Genomic DNA, 18,686 nt, shown 5'->3' on the forward strand with positions numbered 1-18,686 from the left:
TTTCGGGCAATGGGCATTCACACAATCATTCCTTCTTCATACGATATCACAGGCACATAGCCCAATTCATATCGGGAGGTAAACACCATGTTGAGACGGTTCAAGGCAGCGTCTATAGTCATGATTGCTGTGCTTATGGCACTGCCACTGGCAGCATGCCAGGATACATCAGAAGAGAAGAAGCTTGAAAAGGTGCGAGTTGCTGAAGTTACCCATTCTCTATTCTATACTCCGCAGTATGTTGCCCTTGCAAAAGGCTTTTTCAAGGAACAAGGACTGGATGTCCAAGTAACCACAACTCCTGGCGGCGACAAGACTATGACTGCCCTGCTCTCAAACGGAGCTGACATCGCTCTTGTTGGTTCTGAAACATCTATCTATGTTCAATCCCAGGGCTCAAGTGACCCTGTTATCAATTTTGCCCAGCTTACTCAGACTGACGGAACATTCCTCGTTGCCCGTGAAAAGATAGACAATTTTTCCTGGGATATGCTAAAAGGCACAACTTTCCTTGGCCAACGCAAAGGCGGAATGCCCCAAATGGTCGGCGAGTTTGTATTGAAGAAGCACGGAATCAACCCTCACAAGGATTTGACCTTAATCCAAAATATCGACTTTGCGAATATTGCAACAGCCTTCGCCTCAGGCACAGGTGACTTTGTCCAATTGTTTGAGCCAACGGCCAGTATCTTCGAAAAGGAAGGCAAAGGCCATATCATCGCTTCATTCGGAACAGAGTCCGGACATGTTCCATATACCACTTTTATGGCAAAAGAAAGCTATATGAAGAAAAACCCAAAAATTATCGAAAATTTTACGAAGGCCATCTACAAGGCTCAACAATGGGTACAGGAAACCGATTCAAACGAAATCGCAAAAGCAATTCAGCCATATTTTGAAGATACAGACCCCGGCATAATGGCGACAGTCATTGAACGGTATAAGAGCCAGGGTTCCTTTGCTACAGACCCGATCCTTGATGAAGAGGAGTGGGCAAACCTTCAGAATATTATGGATGAAGCCGGGGAGCTCCCACAGCGAATTGACCATAAAACACTTGTTAATACCCAAATTGCTGAAAAAGTAAAATAACTGACAGCTATCTTTATAAATTAATAATGGGGATTCCACAGGCTTCAATTGAACAGAGCTGTCTGAACCAGGCATCCCTCTCCATCAAGCTTCATATGCCCGGAATCTTATTCTAACTCCCCTTGATGCGGGCAAAAAATGATAAAAGGAGGCCGCTGCATGAGTTTGCTTTCACTTGAAGGCGTCGGGCACACATATTTTACTAAAGACATGGCAGTTACGGCCATCTCTGATATCAGCCTCTCAGTCGAGGAGGGAGAATTCATTTCGTTCCTCGGGCCTAGCGGCTGTGGGAAGACTACTTTGCTTTCAATCATTGCCGGCCTCATTGAGCAAACAGAGGGCAAAGTCCTGCTCGGAGGCAAGCCGATTGAAGACGCAAGGGATGATATCGGATACATGCTCCAGCAGGACTATCTTTTCCCATGGAAAACCATTGAGGAAAACGTTTTAATAGGCTTAAAGCTAACGAAGAAATTGACACCCGAAAGAAGAGCCCGGGCACTTAAGCTCCTTCAGGACATTGGTTTGCCTGGAGTTGAAAAAAAGCTGCCTAAACAGCTATCCGGAGGAATGAGACAAAGGGCCGCCCTTGCCAGGACACTCACTGCCGAACCTAAAGTGCTGATGCTTGATGAACCGTTCTCTGCATTGGATTATCAATCAAAACTAAAACTTGAAGATCTTGTTTTATCCACTTTAAAAGGATTGGGCAAAACGGCGATCCTTGTGACTCACGATATTGGCGAAGCAATTGCGATGAGCGACCGCATCTACCTTTTTTCGGCAAGCCCGGGCAGAATCCATAAAGTATTTCATATTCCGGATGAATTAAGGAAACTTCAGCCCTTTGAAACTAGAAATCATGAAAGTTACGGAAAACTGTTCAAAGAAATATGGAAGGAGCTGGAGTCGCTTGAATAACCATCCCCCTATCAGCTCCCAGCATGCGGAATACTTGAAAGGCTTAAAAAAGGAACAGGTTCTTGTACGTTTTTACCAACTTCTCATATTTTGTGCATTTTTTTCAGTCTGGGAACTTTCAAGCCGTAAAGAGTGGATTGACCCGCTTATTTTCAGTGCACCAACGAAAATCTGGAATTTGCTGTTAACCAAATTGCAGAATGGAACACTTCTGGCAGACCTGGGAATTACATTGACGGAAACGGTGGCCGGCTTTCTGCTTGGGACGCTGCTGGGAACCCTGATTGCGGCCATCCTTTGGTGGTCGCCGCTTCTATCAAAGATTTTGGATCCTTACCTTGTTGTTCTCAACGCAATGCCAAAGGTTGCACTTGGTCCAATTTTAATCGTAGCGATGGGTCCCGGATTTGCGTCAATCATTTCAATGGGAGCAATTATATCGATCATTATCACGACTATTGTCGTCTACACTTCGTTCAAGGAAGTGGATCCCAATTACCTGAAAGTCCTTAAAACCTTCGGGGCAACGAGATTTCAGTGCTTTAAGGAAGCGATTCTCCCCGCTTCATTTCCGACTATTATCTCAACTTTAAAGGTAAATGTGGGACTCTCTTGGGTCGGGGTTATTGTAGGCGAATTTCTGGCTTCATCCAAAGGGCTTGGATATATGATTATTTATGGCTTCCAAGTATTCAATTTTACTCTTGTGCTGCTGTCGCTCCTAGTAATTGCTGTTTTCGCTACACTTATGTACCAGCTTGTTGCCCTTGTGGAGAAAAAGCTTGTCAAAGATTAGCCAAATTCAAACGAACGGCCGGCGCTCATCGATGCCGGCCGCAATTATTTTCCACTCTTTATTGACTCCAGTTGTTTAAGGCACTTCTCTATTACTTCATCCTTCATAATAAAGCTGAAATTCGGACCATGTCGGGCTTCGGTTAAATTTCCCTGAAAAACAAAAGGCCCTTTTGTTTCATAATAGGTTTTCTTTTGGACGACCCTGTCAGCAATCCCCGAGAACACAGCCTTAACAAACGCTTCCCCTGTATCCTTATCCAGGACCCGATAGTCGGCAATCCAGTTTAGTTTTTTGAGGATGGCACCTGTTTCTTCATAAACCTCTCTCCTGGCCGCTTGTTCAATGGTTTCTCCTGGTTCCACTTTGCCGCCGGGGAATTCCAGACCTCTTTCACTGTGCTGTGTTAAAAGCCAGCGCCCATCCAACTGGCAAATGACCAGGACATGCCCTGCTTCCTCATCGAAGAATCTGTCTTTAAAAGAAAGCTGAATTCTGTTCCCGTTTATGTCTTTAAACTCTTCCATCGTTACCCGCCTAATAGGAATGATCGTGTTCATAAGTACAATCGTAGCGTGGATGAGCAAAAGCTTCAACTATTGGGCCGGTTTAAGAGACGAACCAATACTCAGCGAAGAGAGATTCATCCCATAAATACAATTTAAGGGACGAACCAATGCTCTGCGAAGAGAGATTCGTCCCATAAATACAATTTAAGAGACGAACCAGTGTTCAACGAAGAGAAATTCGTCCATAAATACAACTTAAGAGACAACCAGTGTTCAGCGAAGAGAGATTCGTCCTATAAATACAATTTAAGGGACGAACCAATGCCCTGCGAAGAGAGATTCGTCCTATAAATACAATTTAAGAGACGAACCAGTGTTCAGAGAAGAGAGATTCATCCCATAAATACAATTTAAGGGACGAACCAATGCTCTGCGAAGAGAGATTCGTCCTATAAATACAATTTAATAGACGAACCAGTGTTCAACGAAGAGAGATTCGTCCCATAAATACAATTTATCAATCGAAGCAGCAAAGCTTAAGGGTTGGGAGCCTGGTTAAGAATCCCCATTGAGTCAATATGGTTTTTAGCTTCATTGTCCCCTAATTCATAAATAAGGCTGTAAATCTTTTGCATCATGTCATCATATGCATCATTCGCTTTGTCATGATGATATTCAACATACGGGATATGGGCTCTGACATATGTGCTCAATTCATTGTTATAGTTTTCATCAAAGTATTCCCGCAATTGGATAATTTCCTCATCGGTGGCTTCAATTTTAAAATTCCAGGGAGAACTTGTCGCACTTTGAGATATCTCACCTGTTGCTATTGAAATATAATACGTTTTCTTTTTTTGTCCATCCATAGCTTGTCAGTCCTCCGTGAGTTGAATACCATTTTTATCTTCTTTTCCCTCATTTCTATATTTTTTATACGATTTATTCATTTTTCAGCCATTCCCGCCATAAATTGTTTAAAATAAGAAGACAGCGTCTCAGCTGCAGGAATACTTTTTTAAACAAAGGGTATAAAATTTATATAAAGACAGAGAAACGGTGATTTTATTGCTTAAAAAATTTCTCTTGTCTGGAGGTGAAATGTTGTGAAATTGGTTGACGAACTTTATGAATTATACCGCAACAAGCTTACCGGGGACGAAGAGGATATCGATATGCTTGCATTTGCGTTTCTTGAAGAAATGAGCCATGAAGATTTATTAGCATTAATCCAGGACATGGACAAACAAGAGTTGTACAATTTAATGGGGATTTACCTGATTGAAAGCCTAAAAGGCAAGTTTGCCAGGGATGATTACGGCCAGCGGCCTACTGGGTTTCATCCAAGGAATATACATTAAACAGTACATAGGGGTTGGAAGTGGGGAGCCTTGGAAAAGGCTCTTTTTTCTGTATTCAAAATAATCGCTCCGCTAAACTGTGCCATTCTCTTCCTGTATGATAGAATGGTTTTTAAATAATGTCGTACGAGGGGGATGGGAAATTGAGTATGATAGTGGGAATCATCATGGTCTTATCTTTCGTCATTTTTTTGGTGGTCATAGCACTGGCGGTAATTACCACAAATAAAGCTTATGCCTTTAGGCACACAGTAGATCCTGCCGATGAATCTCCCTCTCTGGTTGAGGATCGGCAGGAGAAAAAAGCCTGACAATAGAAGTCGGGTTTTTTTATTGCATAATTATTGCCGATGATGCTCTGCTTTTTCTCTAATACAGATGTAAGCAAATTCAATCAAGAGCTCAGTGATAATATTTCAAGTTGCGGTGATAGACTGATGGTTATCCCTAGGCGCTATTGGAATCGTTTCGCGTCTTTCAGAGTAGCAAAATGGTGCCAATAAACCCTATTGGCGTCGTTTCACGTCTTTGAGACTGCAAAATGGTGCCAATAAACCCTATTGGCATCGTTTCACGTCTTTAAAAGTAGCAAAATGGCGCCAATAGGATTACTGTAACTGATATTTAAAATGGGCAACCTGCTATATGATATTAACCATTAAAAAAGAGGCCCCTAAAAGGAAGCCTCGTTTTACGATATTATGCAAAAACCTGCTTTAGGTCTTCTTTGCTTTGAGTCAGCCAGAAACGCATCAGTTTCTTGGCACCTTCAAGGTCATGAAGCTTTGCCTGGCCGCATTGTTTTTCATTGGCAGCCGGAATTTCAGTGATTTCTACCGCTTCTTTCATTGTTGCATCAAGAAGGTCGATAATTTCCTCTACAGTCGGCTCACCGCTGACAACTAGATAATAGCCTGTCTGGCAGCCCATTGGTGAAATATCAATGATATCGAAGTGGTCATATTTTTCAGAATGCTTCCGGATGTTAAAGGCAAGCAAATGTTCAAGTGTATGGATGGAATCAGGCTTCATTGCCTGTTTGTTTGGCTGGCAAAAACGAATATCATATTTATTCACAACACCGTCGCTGCCTACCTTGTGGACACCACAATGGCGGACGTAAGGGGCTTTAACTGCATTATGGTCAAGTTCAAAGCTTTCTACTGAAGGCATGAAAGTCACTCCTTTTTTATTCTCTCTGTATCTTACCATAAAATCCGACTATTTTCATCTACTTTAAAGGAAATTCACCTTTTAGACGTTTCTTCCTGTTTGTGTTAAATTAATGAAGAATAAAAAGGAGACCTATTTATGATAACAAAACTATTTCTCGGAATTATCCGATTCTATCAAAAGGCAATATCGCCATTGAAACCGCCTAGCTGCAGGTTCCATCCTACCTGTTCAAACTACGGGGCCGAAGCAATTTCACGCTTCGGCGCACTTAAAGGTGGATACTTAACGATAAAAAGAATTCTTAAATGCCATCCGCTCCATCCTGGCGGCCTTGACCCAGTTCCCGAGGATTGGCCAGATTCCAGGAAGCACCGCCATTCATGATAAAAGGACAATTAATATCCTTCAACAACCAAATCAAGCCGGCCAGTTTCAGGATCGATGACCAAGCCGTGTACAGGAACATCTGCTGGCATTAGCGGATGTTTTTTTATTGTGTCGACACTGTGCTTGACGCTGTCGGTTACACTGTCAAACCCATGCAGCCATTGCTTAATCTCAATCCCGGAATAATTGAGAGTTTCAAGGGTTTCCTTTTTTATACCCCTTGCCTCCATCTTCTCAATCATACTCTCTGCTTTCATAGAATTCATACCGCAATCATAATGGCCAATAACAAATACTTCGTCGGCTTGTAGCTCGTAAACTGCGACCAAAATGCTGCGCATAATACTTCCGAATGGGTGGGCAATCAGTGCCCCGGCATTTTTAATTAATTTTACATCCCCGTTCGAAAGATTCATTGCCTTTGGTAATAGTTCAAGGAGGCGAGTGTCCATACATGTCAAAATGACTGCCTTCTTATTTGGGAACTTGGTAGTCTGAAATTGTTCATATTGTTTGTTTTCTACAAATTGTTCATTGTAGTTTAAAATTTCTTTAAGTCTGTCCATATCTTCTTTTTCACCTTTCCTAAACATAAGATAAGCATGCAAGCCCATGTTGGGTCCTTTTTTAGGATACAGGATTTTTAGTTAAAAAATCAATTTTCGCTTGCTTTCATGTTCATTTTTTTGTATTATAGTCAAGTCGATAAATCGGAATCATTACAATTTAACTTTTTATATTTATATAAAAAGTTATTCTATGTATAGATTGAAATTATAATATTCTAAATTGGTCTGTTGATTTCCGTTCTAGGCACTTCGCTTTCCGCGGGGCGTGCGGTGAGCCTCCTCGCCGCCCTTGGCGGCTGTGGGGTCTCACCTGTCACGCTGCTCCCGCAGGAGTCTTCGTGCCTTCCACTCCAATCAACAGGGCTCAGAAAGTAAATTATTAAGTTCAACATATATAGGTTAAACTTATGATTCTCTAATTTCTACTGAAGGCGCTTCAATCTCAATTGAAAAGCTTTTATTAACATAAATTTTTTTACTTTATAAATCGGAATTACTACGATTTGCTGGGAGGCAAACTATGAAAAAACTACTGATACTATTATTCGCTGCCTTTCTTTTGGCCGGGTGCAGCAATGACAACGATACAGAAAATACAAAGAATAAAGAAACATTGACAATTTATACAACTGTTTTTCCTCTTCAATATTTTGCCGAAAGAATTGCAGGAGAGCATGCTGATGTCTCTTCCATCTACCCTCCCGGGGCGGATGAACACACATTTGAACCTTCCCAAAAGGATATGATTGCTCTTGCTGAATCGGACCTGTTTTTTTACATTGGGATGGGTCTTGAGGGTTTTGTGGATAAGGCGAAATCGACCATGAAGGGTGAAAATGTCCGGATGGTGGCTGCCGCGAAGGATATTCATCCAGAGGAGAACGCGGAAGACGAACACGAGGGCCATGAGGATGAAAATGAAAATGAACATGAAGATGGACACAACCACGGAGATGTAGACCCCCATGTTTGGCTTGATCCTGTTTATGCAAAGGAGCTTGCGAAGTCCATTAAGGATGAACTTTCAAAAGCAAAACCGAATTTAAAGGATGAGTTTGAAAAAAATTATACAGAGTTGATTGCTGACCTGGATGAGCTCGACCAAAACTTTAAAGAAACTGCCGCAAATGCAAAGATTAATAAAATAATCGTTTCTCATTCAGCGTTTGGCTATTGGGAATCAAGATATGGAATAGAACAGGTTCCGATTGCCGGCATGTCAACTTCAAGCGAGCCAACTCAGAAGGATATGGAAAAAATAATTAAAACGATAAATAAGTATGGCATCCGTTACATCCTAGTAGAGCAAAATGTGAGCTCAAAGCTTGCTGAGGCTATCTCTGCAGAAACAGATTCAGAGCTTCTCAAAGTCCATAATCTCTCAACTCGGACCGACCGGGATATAAAAAACAAGGAAACTTATTTTACACTTATGGAGAAAAATCTTAAAACGTTGGAAAAAGCGATGAATTAAGATTTCTCCCACTATAGCCGGTTTTGAAGGTGCAAAATTCGAATAATCAGCAAGCAACTTGGTAAGGGCTTGGAGCATATCATTATGCTCCAAGCCCTTTTTTACAGCACTTTGATTGTTTGAATGCTAAACTTCTCACTCGACGCTTATTAATTTGCACCGAGTTGTGGAGTATCTTCCTCATACTTACCTTTTAAACATACATACTAAAAGTATGAGGTGAATTCAATTGTCAATGATGAAAATAGCTCTGTCTTTAGCTCTTTTAATTTATACTCAACCAACTAATCCATCTGTGCCTGAAATAATCAGTATCTCTTCCAATTTCCCTGTAAAAGAAAGCTGGGTTGAAATTCCGAAAGGGACAAAGAAGATTACATTTAATGTACAAGCTCGTAATACCGAAACCGTTTTGTTCTGGTTAATCCCAACCGGCACCGGCACGTGGAACGAGAGAATGTTAATCGGCTACGATTTAAAAACTGATGAACAAGATAACAGCTTTACTTTAACTTGGAGCATTGATCGGTTATACCTTCACGATCATTTATATGTACAAGCCATAGGAGAAGATACTGAAAATGACACACTTAACTTACAGATGGAGTGATTGCCCCTGTTTGTTCATTAAGAATTAAAAAAGTAGTTAAGAAAAAACCACATATAATCCCACCTGACAATTACGGCTTAATCGGCTGGACATCCCATATCTAAAGTAGACCAGTGCACCTAATCATTGTCCTCAGTCTCTTTGAAATAATGCGGCACATTCATAAATCCTCTTACAGCTATTAAATCTTTATGCCCTTTTACTGCAAAAACGGTTTCAGTCTCCGTCCTCCCAATCTGTTTCCCTAGAGGATAATCATCCTCATACATTAATCGGTTAACAATAGACCTATATGAACGATTTTTAAAATAAGCGTAATCTACTGTGTAGGTGATACCGTCAATCATTTCATCTCTGGCATTATACTCAATTTGGTAGACCGGGAGCATCTGGTATCGAATGTAAAAATAACTTGGGATTAAAATGCAAAGCAACGTAACAGAAATAAGTAAGTATTTTATACTCCTATTCATATTGCTTCTCCACCCTTTTTTAATCCTTCAATAAAAATTGCCACGTTGGTTCACTATACCAAGGGACTAAATCCTCTTATTTTTTCTGCTGCCTTTCAAACTATCATCATCAACTAACTTTAATGAGTGAATAATCCCCTTTAATTTTAACATAAATATCCAATAACTTTTTATCATTTTCAGCACACCAATCGCACACTGTCAATAATTTCTGACAGCCTATTAAAAGGGGTGCTAACTAAGATGGGAATTTTTTATATGATTCAACAAGTAGGAGCAGCCCCATTCAATTGTAAATCGGACTGCTATTTGTCTTCCAAGTTAGTTTTTGAAATCGAAAACCGCACCCGTTAGCCAGACTCCAGACATGGTTTTTTTGTCTAAAATTTCCTGACTTGGTCAAACTAAAACTATGTGACATTGAAAGGGAGAAGAATAAAATGAGTGACTTAACAATTGCCAGGTCCCTGTTCGGTACAACGATGGGATTCCATATTATCCATGCAACAATCGGTGTTGGGTTGCCTCTCATGATGCTGCTGGCAGAACTGCTTTATCAAAAGACGAAAGACATTGAATATGTCGTCATGGCCAAACGCTGGACGAAGGCATTCGCGGTACTGCTTGGAGTCGGGATACCGACCGGGACGATTGCGGGAATGCAGCTGTCCTTGTTATGGCCAGGGTTCATGGAAGTGATTGGGCGGGTCATGGCGCTTCCCTTCCAAATTGAAATTTATGCTTTTTTCGTTGAAGCCTTGTTTATGTCCATTTATGTGTATGCAGCTGAACGAATCAAGCCATGGATGCGGATTGTCAGTCTCATACTCGTTGCTCTCGGTGCGCTCGCATCAGCTGTTCTGATTACAAATGTCCATGCCTTCCAGGGAACTCCGGCCGGCTTTGACATTGTGAATGGCGAAATCGTCAATGTTGATCCCTGGAAAGCATTTTTTAACCCGAGCTTTTTCGTGACTGCGGGGCATGTCGCCCTGTCTGCCTATATAGTTGGCGCATTTGTCGTTGCAATGGTCGCTGGCTATAAAATGATGAAAGCCGAGTACGGTTCACGAATTTATAAGTTCCATCAAAAAGCTCTTACCCTGTCACTTGTAGTAGGAGCTATTTTTTCAATCCTCACAGCAGTAAATGGGCATGAATCAGCGCAAATGCTTCATGAATACCAGCCTGAAAAACTGGCTGCCGCTGAAGGGCTTTTTGAGACACAGTCGTACGCCCCGCTTTCAATTGCAGGAATTACTGACAAAGAAACACAATCTGTAAAATATGGCATCGAAATCCCGTGGGCACTCAGCTTTTTAGCCGGGAATCGCTTTGATACTGTCGTAAAAGGCCTGAATGAATGGCCGGAGGAAGAGTGGCCTCCTTTGTTCACACATACGTTATTCAATGGAATGGTCTTTATCGGGGTATATCTTATTGTTGTTTCCCTCTTCGGACTTTTCTGGAAGAAGATTTTGAAAAAGGAAAAGTATCCAAGATGGCTTCTTTGGTCTTATGTCGCTTCAGGGCCACTGTCAATTCTCGCAATTGAACTTGGATGGATTTTCGCCTGCACCGGACGCCAGCCATGGAATATATACCGGATGCTGACGACTGCGGAATCCGTTACGACACAGACGAATCTAGGCCCGCTATATGCAATGTTCGCAACATTGTATGTGATACTTGCAGCTGCTGCAATTTTTGTACTGCTCTACTTTTTCAAAAAAAATCCTGTTCAAAAAGACTTGGAGCGGGCTGAAAATGAGGATGTCCAGCTATTCAGTTCCAATACATAGGAGGTGGCCCGATGGTTGATGCCTATATTGCAATTACGATTCTTTGGGGTTTTGTTTTCATCTATGCGGTCATGGCAACGATGGACTTTGGGGCAGGCTTCTGGTCGATGCTTTACATCAATAAGCCCCATACAATGGCAACCAATATTGCCAACCGCTACTTATCGCCAACATGGGAGGTAACAAATACATTCATTGTTGCACTAGTTGTCGCCGTGTACAGCTTATTTCCACGTGGAGCATACACGCTCGGTACGGTGCTGCTGATACCCGGAAGTCTCATCCTTGTTCTTTTAACATTAAGAAGTGCCTTTCTTGTATTCTCAAATATTGCCGATGAATATAGAAAACCGCTCACCTATGTTTCGGGTATTTGCGGTTTCCTGATTCCCGGACTGCTGATAAGTGTATTGCCAATCACTCACGGCCAATATATCGATACCTTTGAGGATGGCCGCCAGACTCTTAACTTAGTCCGTCTTTTTACAAGCCCGAATGAGTATGCCTTTTTTGCTTTTGCAATCAGTTCGACACTTTTTCTCTCTTCACTCCTGCTTGCCGACTATTCTAAGGTTTCGAATGAAATGGATGCATATAAAGTGTACCGGCGCGATGCACTGATCATGGGCCCGGTTTCCATCGTGATGGCTCTTGCAATTATGATTACCCTGAATAGGGAAGCCGGCTGGCTATACGAAAGAATGTTAGATGACCTTCCAATCCTGTTCTTATCATTGGGATTGTTCTTGCTTGGCGGTCTGGCGCTATTTCTTCCTACCTTTAAGGATGGAAAAAAAGTGACCGGAATGCCCAGGTTAGCGGTCATTGCGATTACCGCCCAGTACCTTGCCGCAAGTTATGTATACGGAAGGGCGCACCTGCCCTATCTCGTTTATCCGGATGTAACCATTCATACCGCGTTTACCGACCCAAATTCTTTCAGGGCCGTTTTTGCAACCTATATCGTCGGGTTTGCGATTCTGTTTCCTGGTTTTATATACTTTTGGAGTCTGTTTATGCATGATAAAAAATACTTACGACAAAAGGCGGGAGAAACTAGGAAGTAAAACGGAGGGCTTGGAGGTATTGGCACCATATAATCAAAAAAGAGGCTAAACGCCTCTTTTTGATTTCTACTATTTTATTGCGGACTGGACATTTTCAGGATTCATGTAACATAAAATTTGTACACAAGAGATTTAAATCAATCCCTCTAGTTGCTCATATAGCTCTTCTTTTTCCTGTTCAAGTTTCTCTTTATAGGAGAATATCTCCTGCAATTTAGCCAGGTCTTTCTCTTCTAACATTTTGATTTCCAAAGCTGCCAATTTTTCCTCCACACCTATAAGGACCGATTCCACTTCATCCAATTTTTTTATTTCATCCTTTTGTTCAGGTAATCTTTGCTTAACCGCCTTTTGTGTTGGTCTCGCAGTTTCAGGAACAGCCACTCTAGCCTGCATTTCCTCAAGTTTATCCTTAGCCCAGGAATACCCGCCTTCAAAAGAATAAAGCTTCTGATTATGAAGCCAGTATGTTCGTTTAAAAAGCTTATTTAAAAAATACCTGTCATGGGAAACTGCAAGAATGGTTCCTTTGAATTCTTCCAAAGCCTCTTCAAGTACTTCCCGGGAGTCGATGTCAAGATGATTGGTTGGTTCATCAAGGACAAGGAAATTAACATCCTGGTACATCAGCTGGGCAAGACGGAGTCTCATTTTTTCGCCTCCGCTTAATTGGCCAACCTTTCGAAAAACATTTGCTCCATAAAAAAGGAATTTAGCCAGTATATGGCGTGCTTCTCCCTCCGCAACATGTACCTCTTCCCGGAACGCGTCAATCAGCCTCATATTGGGGTCTGCAGCATTAAAATGCTGGGAGAGATAGCCTATCTTTACATTGCTGCCAAGCTTCAACTCCCCACTGTCCGGCATTACCTCCTGGAGGACCATTTTAATAATGGTTGATTTCCCTGTTCCGTTGGGACCGACAATTGCAGCCCTGTCCAGATAGTGGACAAGGAGGTTTGCCTTCCTGAACAATTCTTTTTCTCCATAGGATTTTGAGACATCTTTCATGATAAAAACTTCTTTTCCGCTTCGGTCCGTTTTCTCAAATTCAAGTCCGATTTGTTTCCGTTCAAGGACGGGCCGTTTTAATTTTTCCATACGTTCGAGCGCCCGTTCCATGTTTCTTGCCTGTTTATGGAGGCCCTCATTCGGAGGATTTGCCTGGTTCGCCCACTCCTTAAGCCGCTTTATCGCTTCTTTCATCTTCTTTATTTTCTTTTGCTGCTCCTGGTAGGCCTGGAACTCTTGCAGCAGCCTTTCCTCCTTTTCTTTTACAAATCCTGAGTAATTTGTATGGTACACTGCAACTTCTCCATCCTCAAGGTCAAATACCTTTGTAACGACATTGTCAAGGAAATACCGATCGTGCGAGATGCAGACGATCGTTCCCTCATACTCCTTAAGGAATTCCTCAAGCCATTCTACAGCAGCTATATCAAGGTGATTCGTCGGTTCATCAAGAAGGAGCAAATCTGGATTCTGCAGAAGGACAAGCCCAAGGCAAACTTTTGTCTTTTCACCGCCGCTTAATTCCCCGAAATCTCTCTGGAGTAGATCTGTAATTCCCAACCCATTTGCAACCTTCGCTATATTTGCCTCCATCTCGTATCCGCCTGAAAGAATGAATTCGTCTTGCAACCGGCCATACTCTTCAATATTTTTTGCTAGCTTTACATCATCCGTTTCCATGGCCATACTTTCTTCCAGCTCTCTAAGGCGCACGGCTGTTTTCATCTTGTCAGTGAATGCAATTTGCAGGACATGCAGGCCTGTCGTTCCTAGTGGGTACTGTGGAATTTGAGCAAGATACCCTACTCTTGCCCCTTTTTTCATATGGATTTCTCCCTCATCCGGGATTTCAATTGTAGCCATTAATTTAAAGATAGTTGTCTTTCCAGAGCCATTTCGGCCTACCAATCCAATCCGGGCTTTTTCCTGGATTTCAAAAGACAGATTTTCAAAGATTTTATTGCCGCCAAACATTTTCGAAATCTGGTGAATGCTGCATATTGTCATGTTCCTCTTTCCTTTCACGATTAAATTTTCGGTAAGAGGCAATACACAAAAAAGCCATAGAAGACTCTGTCTTCCATGGCTAATCGACATTTATTTCGCCGCTAAACACTCTTCTAAATCCCCAGCTAATGGGGTTTTCGCCGAATGCCAGCTTAAAGCATTATAGACATGCTGCAGCCCACAATGCCAGCGATTTATTTGATCGGGCAGGAATTGAGATCTCTTACCGTTCTGTTCATATTAAATTGCTAAAAAAGGGCATACGTATCCCGTTAAAAGCAATTTCATGAAAAATTGCACGGCAAATATAGACATATTCCATAAACTGCCCTTGCAATCCAACAGACCGGTTCATCTCAAATCCCACCTCCTTAAAAATCCAATATATAAATTCATTATAAAATGGTCAGATAATTTATGCAAATTATCAGACACCATTGAACTGCCTATTTTTGTGGTACTGCTCTTAAAGATGAATGTTATTCCTGTTTTAAATCATTGCAATCGTTAAAATGAGAGTAGCCACAAGGAACATAATTAAAACAAATACATTTGCCCAGCCTTCAACGGAAAGGTCCATAGAATTATAATCTAAAGCTGTCTATCGCCTATAGCCGTTCCAAATTAAACAGAAAAAGCCGCCCAAAATGGCAGCTTGTTAAGTAAATAATCTTAAAAACCAGCTGGCCTGTAAATGAATACTAGAAAACAAACGTTTCCGCCTTTAACGTAATCTCGTTAATTCGCCTCCGATTAAGGCGAAACCCTATCCCTTCACCCTCAGGCACCGATACCCATCCATCTTGGACAGTAATTTCGGGTTCTATAATATCCTCTTCCCAAAACCGGGAAGATGCCGAGATATCACCTGGTATAATGAAACCTGGCAATGACGCCAGAGCGATGTTATGAGCCCGGGATACACCAAATTCAATCATCCCGCCGCACCATAAAGGGATATCCTTTTCTTCGCATAAAGAATGGATCCTGATTGCCTCTCCAATACCACCGACTTTTCCAGCCTTTATGGTCAATACTTTGCAGCTGCCCAATTCCAATGCCATTTTGGCATCAGAGTAGGAGTTTATGCTCTCATCCAGGCATATCGGTGTAGAAATCAGCTTCTGAAGCTTTGCATGTTCAAGAAAATCATCATGAGCCAACGGCTGTTCAATTAAAAGCAAACCTAATTCATCGAGTGCTTTTAGTTTTTCTGCATCTGCCAATGTATAGGCAGAATTGGCATCTGCCATAATCGCCAATTCCGGATATTCACGCCTCAGTGCAGATAACAGGGAATAATCATTGCCAGGACTAATTTTAACCTTGATGCGCTGATATCCTTCCTCTACAAAGCGTGCTGTCTGCTCAATGGCTTCCGCTTGATTCTTGGCTGCAACGACAACCCCCGCAGGTATTTTCTTTTTGTCACCGCCTAGCAGCCGGGAAAGTTGTTTTTTAGCTTGCTTTGAAAATAAATCCCATAACGCCATTTCAATGGCGGATTTGGCCATATGGTTTCTACGGACCGGGCTAAATAAGCGGAATACTTCCTCGGGATGAGTGATTGTATTTCTTTTAATAATTGGGATTAGGTAGGATGTCATTACATCCCAGCAGCTGGCGACCGTTTCTTCGGTATACCAAGGAGACGAGAATGCCACACCTTCCCCATAGCCTTCAAGCCCATTTTGATCCACTACTTCAACTAGTATCCCTTCTCTTGTCCGAACCGTCTCTAGATGTGTATGAAACGGCTGTTTCAAAGGCATTGATAGGATTGATATCTTTATGGAATGCAGGTTCATTGACCATTTCCTCCAATGAGACCAAGCAGCTTTCTGCGAAGGAGCTTGTTTGCGGCATTTCTAGGCAGCTCTTTTACAAAATAAAAGTCCCGAGGAACTTTATATTTAGCAAGCCTGGTTAAGCAATAATCGCGCAAGTCTTCTTCTGTAAGTGTGCGCCCTTCCATAGGGATAATGAAAGCAGCAGGAACCTGGCCCCAACGGTCATCAGGCACCCCCGTCACTCCTGCATCCCAAATGTCCGGATGAGAAACGAGCACACTTTCAACTTCTGCAGGATAAATATTTTCCCCTCCCGAAATAATTAAATCCGATCTCCTGTCGACAACGTACAAGAAACCTTCCTCATCCATTCGGCCGATGTCACCTGTGTGTAACCATCCATTGATAATTTTTTCCGCGGTAACATCTGGCTTGTTCAAATATCCTGGTGTAACATTTGGCCCTTTGACAAGAATTTCCCCTTCTGCTCCGGCGGGTGCTTCGCTTCCATCAGGAAGCTGAATTTTAATTGAAACCGGGAAAAGCGGCTTTCCTGCTGAGCCTAATTTAGACAGACTGTATTCAGGGGCAAGGGTAGCCGATTGGGATGCCGTCTCGGTCATACCATACGTCTGGAAAACAGGAACATTCTGATTGATGCAAGCTTCAAGGAGAGGGAGTGGTGCTGGCCCGCCACCGAGCAGCATAGCGCGGAATGTATCAGGAAGCTTTCTGGGTTCCAGCTCTTCAAGAACGCGATTTAAACTTGTTCCTACCACACTCATATACGATACTTTTTTTTCAAAAATATCCTTAACTACCTGTTTAGGATCGAAATGGTCATGCAGCACCACCAAATTTCCGTATATGATTCCTCTCATAAGAATTGAATAACCGCTAATATGAAAAAGCGGGACAGTACAAAGCCATGTATCTTGATCTGTCAGCCCGAGATTCAAGGCTGACCCAGCAGCGCTCCACCAGTGGTTGCCATAGGTTTGCAAAACTCCCTTCGGATGCCCAGTTGTACCTGATGTGTACATAACGGTACAAACTTGATCAAGGGCTATTTCATCTGGCTCTGCAAATTCTGTTGGCGGTTTGTTGGATAACTCAGCGAGGGAAACGGTTTGTAACCCTTCAATTCCTGAGGATGCTTCTTTTGCAAGAGAAAGCAAAGAGGGCTCACTAATCAGGAACTGGGCATTTGAATCTTGAAGCTGCCACGCTATTTCTGCAGAGGTCAATCTGTTATTCAGCATGACTGTCGGTACGCCGCATAACTGCAGGGCATAAAGCAGAATTGAGGAATCAAGATTATTCTTAATGAGTACGGCTGTATAGTTCTCAGAACCAATTCCCACAGCAGTCAACCTGCCTGCCAGGGACAAACTTTCCTGGTATAGTTCCATAAACGTTATTAGTTGATTATTATATATCAAAGCCGGGCGTTCCGGAGTAAGGAAGGCTCTTTTTTTCAAAAATTGCGGCATTTTTACATCCATGATGTGCACCTTCTTAATAGTTCTTACCCGTTTTAATGTCCAAACGGCATACACGGTTTGTTCCTAACATTGAACTTGGTTTTCTATTCAATAGTAAAACAGCCTGATGGAATGTCCATCAAGCTGTAAACGTCAATGATTTTTTAGCTTCGCCCCTGACCAAGGCGCTTACGCTTTTCTTTTGTCCAGCAGCAGCGCCTAGGGGCTCGAGGTCGCTTCGATCCTTCAGTTGAAGTCAAAGAAAGACTTCCACTTCAGGCCCTCCAGCGCTTGTCGCCCCTGACCAAGGCGATTCCGCTTTTCTTATGGGAATCTTGGAAACTGGCCGAAGTCTGGCTTGCGCTTTTCTTTAAAGGCGTCGCGGCCTTCTTTTGCCTCATCCGTTGTGTAGTAAAGAAGCGTAGCATCTCCGGCAAATTGCTGGAGGCCGGCAAGTCCATCAGTATCCGCATTCATTGCAGCTTTCAGGAAGCGAATAGCGGTTGGGCTCTTTTCAAGAATTTCCTCACACCACTTGAGTGTTTCTTCCTCAACTTTATCAAGAGGTACAACTGTGTTCACAAGGCCCATTTCCAACGCTTCCTGGGCATTGTATTGACGGCACAGATACCAAATTTCGCGAGCTTTCTTATGGCCGACTATCCTCGCAAGATAACCGGATCCATATCCAGCGTCGAAACTGCCGACTTTCGGGCCAGTTTGCCCAAAGATTGCGTTATCTGCGGCAATCGTCAAGTCACAGACAACCTGAAGGACATTTCCGCCGCCAATTGAATAACCTTTAACCATTGCGATAACTGGTTTTGGGATAACGCGGATTAAGCGCTGAAGATCAAGGACATTCAAGCGTGGAATCTCGTCTGACCCAACATAGCCGCCATGGCCGCGTACCTTTTGATCACCGCCGGAACAGAATGCAAGGTCCCCTGCACCTGTCAAAATAATAACTCCAATGTTTGAATCATCCCTTGCATAGGCAAAGGCATCAATCATCTCCATCACTGTTTTAGGAGTGAAGGCGTTGCGAACCTCTGGACGGTTGATGGTTATTTTGGCAATTCCATTATATGTTTCATAGAGAATTTCATCGTATTGGCGTTCTGCCACCCATTCTACTGTCAAAATAGAAAAC

The 18,686-nt window shown here is 42.5% G+C and carries 20 protein-coding genes; 10 read left to right on the forward strand and 10 right to left on the reverse strand.

All coding sequences use genetic code 11. The annotated features are described in order from the left end of the window. The first annotated feature begins 87 nt into the window (after window positions 1-87). From A8F94_RS06265 to A8F94_RS06275, 3 genes are all read left to right on the forward strand, one after another. Window positions 88-1,092 (forward strand): ABC transporter substrate-binding protein, encoded by a 1,005-nt coding sequence (locus A8F94_RS06265; RefSeq protein WP_066197046.1) that lies wholly within the window; start codon window positions 88-90, stop codon window positions 1,090-1,092. Window positions 1,093-1,251: 159 nt separating this feature from the next. Continuing rightward, the gene (locus A8F94_RS06270; RefSeq protein WP_066197048.1) at window positions 1,252-2,016 is read left to right on the forward strand and encodes an ABC transporter ATP-binding protein; all 765 of its coding nucleotides are present in this window, start codon (window positions 1,252-1,254) and stop codon (window positions 2,014-2,016) included. Continuing rightward, window positions 2,009-2,812, forward strand: a complete 804-nt coding sequence (locus A8F94_RS06275) for an ABC transporter permease (RefSeq protein ID WP_066197051.1) — start codon at window positions 2,009-2,011, stop codon at window positions 2,810-2,812. Before A8F94_RS06270 ends, A8F94_RS06275 begins: the two co-directional genes overlap by 8 nt. A gap of 44 nt (window positions 2,813-2,856) precedes the next feature. Here the strand turns inward: A8F94_RS06275 and ytkD are convergent, their stop codons facing one another. Both ytkD and A8F94_RS06285 read right to left on the reverse strand, forming a co-directional pair. Next, entirely contained in the window at window positions 2,857-3,339 is a 483-nt protein-coding gene (ytkD, locus tag A8F94_RS06280; protein ID WP_066197053.1) for an RNA deprotection pyrophosphohydrolase, read from the reverse strand. A gap of 518 nt (window positions 3,340-3,857) precedes the next feature. Then, window positions 3,858-4,190: a hydrolase gene (locus A8F94_RS06285; RefSeq protein ID WP_066197055.1), complete on the reverse strand. Its 333-nt coding sequence runs from the start codon at window positions 4,188-4,190 to the stop codon at window positions 3,858-3,860. A gap of 237 nt (window positions 4,191-4,427) precedes the next feature. Here A8F94_RS06285 and A8F94_RS06290 point away from each other — a divergent pair, with 237 nt between their 5' ends. Next, a complete protein-coding gene (locus A8F94_RS06290; protein ID WP_066197057.1) occupies window positions 4,428-4,682 on the forward strand; it encodes a DUF6154 family protein in 255 nt (84 codons plus the stop codon). A gap of 149 nt (window positions 4,683-4,831) precedes the next feature. Continuing rightward, window positions 4,832-4,993, forward strand: coding sequence for a YtzI protein (gene ytzI, locus A8F94_RS24850; RefSeq protein ID WP_077247591.1), 162 nt, complete (start codon window positions 4,832-4,834; stop codon window positions 4,991-4,993). A gap of 388 nt (window positions 4,994-5,381) precedes the next feature. On the opposite strand, the gene A8F94_RS06295 is transcribed toward ytzI, so the two are convergent. Beyond that, window positions 5,382-5,855 carry an S-ribosylhomocysteine lyase gene (locus tag A8F94_RS06295; protein ID WP_066197059.1) on the reverse strand — a complete coding sequence of 158 codons (474 nt, stop codon included), beginning with the start codon at window positions 5,853-5,855 and terminating at the stop codon, window positions 5,382-5,384. Window positions 5,856-5,993: 138 nt separating this feature from the next. Between A8F94_RS06295 and yidD the strand changes: the two genes are divergently transcribed. Continuing rightward, window positions 5,994-6,242: a membrane protein insertion efficiency factor YidD gene (yidD, locus tag A8F94_RS06300; RefSeq protein WP_441294178.1), complete on the forward strand. Its 249-nt coding sequence runs from the start codon at window positions 5,994-5,996 to the stop codon at window positions 6,240-6,242. An 11-nt stretch (window positions 6,243-6,253) separates the two neighbouring features. Here yidD and A8F94_RS06305 read toward each other — a convergent pair whose 3' ends face one another. Continuing rightward, the gene (locus A8F94_RS06305; RefSeq protein WP_066197321.1) at window positions 6,254-6,811 is read right to left on the reverse strand and encodes a beta-class carbonic anhydrase; all 558 of its coding nucleotides are present in this window, start codon (window positions 6,809-6,811) and stop codon (window positions 6,254-6,256) included. A gap of 523 nt (window positions 6,812-7,334) precedes the next feature. Here A8F94_RS06305 and A8F94_RS06310 point away from each other — a divergent pair. After that, a complete protein-coding gene (locus A8F94_RS06310) occupies window positions 7,335-8,288 on the forward strand; it encodes a metal ABC transporter solute-binding protein, Zn/Mn family (RefSeq protein WP_066197061.1) in 954 nt (317 codons plus the stop codon). 235 nt (window positions 8,289-8,523) lie between these two features. Beyond that, entirely contained in the window at window positions 8,524-8,898 is a 375-nt protein-coding gene (locus A8F94_RS06315; protein WP_254660800.1) for a hypothetical protein, read from the forward strand. A gap of 119 nt (window positions 8,899-9,017) precedes the next feature. On the opposite strand, the gene A8F94_RS06320 is transcribed toward A8F94_RS06315, so the two are convergent. Next, window positions 9,018-9,371 (reverse strand): hypothetical protein, encoded by a 354-nt coding sequence (locus tag A8F94_RS06320; protein ID WP_066197063.1) that lies wholly within the window; start codon window positions 9,369-9,371, stop codon window positions 9,018-9,020. 440 nt (window positions 9,372-9,811) lie between these two features. Between A8F94_RS06320 and A8F94_RS06325 the strand changes: the two genes are divergently transcribed. Next, window positions 9,812-11,173 carry a cytochrome ubiquinol oxidase subunit I gene (locus A8F94_RS06325; RefSeq protein ID WP_066197065.1) on the forward strand — a complete coding sequence of 454 codons (1,362 nt, stop codon included), beginning with the start codon at window positions 9,812-9,814 and terminating at the stop codon, window positions 11,171-11,173. Window positions 11,174-11,184: 11 nt separating this feature from the next. Continuing rightward, the gene (locus A8F94_RS06330) at window positions 11,185-12,240 is read left to right on the forward strand and encodes a cytochrome d ubiquinol oxidase subunit II (RefSeq protein WP_066197067.1); all 1,056 of its coding nucleotides are present in this window, start codon (window positions 11,185-11,187) and stop codon (window positions 12,238-12,240) included. A gap of 132 nt (window positions 12,241-12,372) precedes the next feature. On the opposite strand, the gene abc-f is transcribed toward A8F94_RS06330, so the two are convergent. From abc-f to menB, 5 genes are all read right to left on the reverse strand, one after another. Beyond that, complete coding sequence (gene abc-f, locus A8F94_RS06335; protein WP_066197069.1) at window positions 12,373-14,259, reverse strand: ribosomal protection-like ABC-F family protein; 1,887 nt, start codon at window positions 14,257-14,259, stop codon at window positions 12,373-12,375. Between the two features lie 235 nt (window positions 14,260-14,494). Next, window positions 14,495-14,614 carry an RAxF-45 family protein gene (locus tag A8F94_RS26340; RefSeq protein WP_302621295.1) on the reverse strand — a complete coding sequence of 40 codons (120 nt, stop codon included), beginning with the start codon at window positions 14,612-14,614 and terminating at the stop codon, window positions 14,495-14,497. Between the two features lie 346 nt (window positions 14,615-14,960). Beyond that, window positions 14,961-16,067 carry an o-succinylbenzoate synthase gene (gene menC, locus A8F94_RS06340; protein WP_066197071.1) on the reverse strand — a complete coding sequence of 369 codons (1,107 nt, stop codon included), beginning with the start codon at window positions 16,065-16,067 and terminating at the stop codon, window positions 14,961-14,963. Next, window positions 16,064-17,554, reverse strand: coding sequence for an o-succinylbenzoate--CoA ligase (locus tag A8F94_RS06345; RefSeq protein WP_066197075.1), 1,491 nt, complete (start codon window positions 17,552-17,554; stop codon window positions 16,064-16,066). Before A8F94_RS06345 ends, menC begins: the two co-directional genes overlap by 4 nt. Before the next feature lie 303 nt (window positions 17,555-17,857). Next, window positions 17,858-18,676: a 1,4-dihydroxy-2-naphthoyl-CoA synthase gene (menB, locus tag A8F94_RS06350; protein WP_066197077.1), complete on the reverse strand. Its 819-nt coding sequence runs from the start codon at window positions 18,674-18,676 to the stop codon at window positions 17,858-17,860. Between the last annotated feature and the right edge of the window lie 10 nt (window positions 18,677-18,686).

This window comes from Bacillus sp. FJAT-27225, assembly GCF_001685025.1.
GTDB lineage: Bacteria > Bacillota > Bacilli > Bacillales > Cytobacillaceae > Bacillus_D.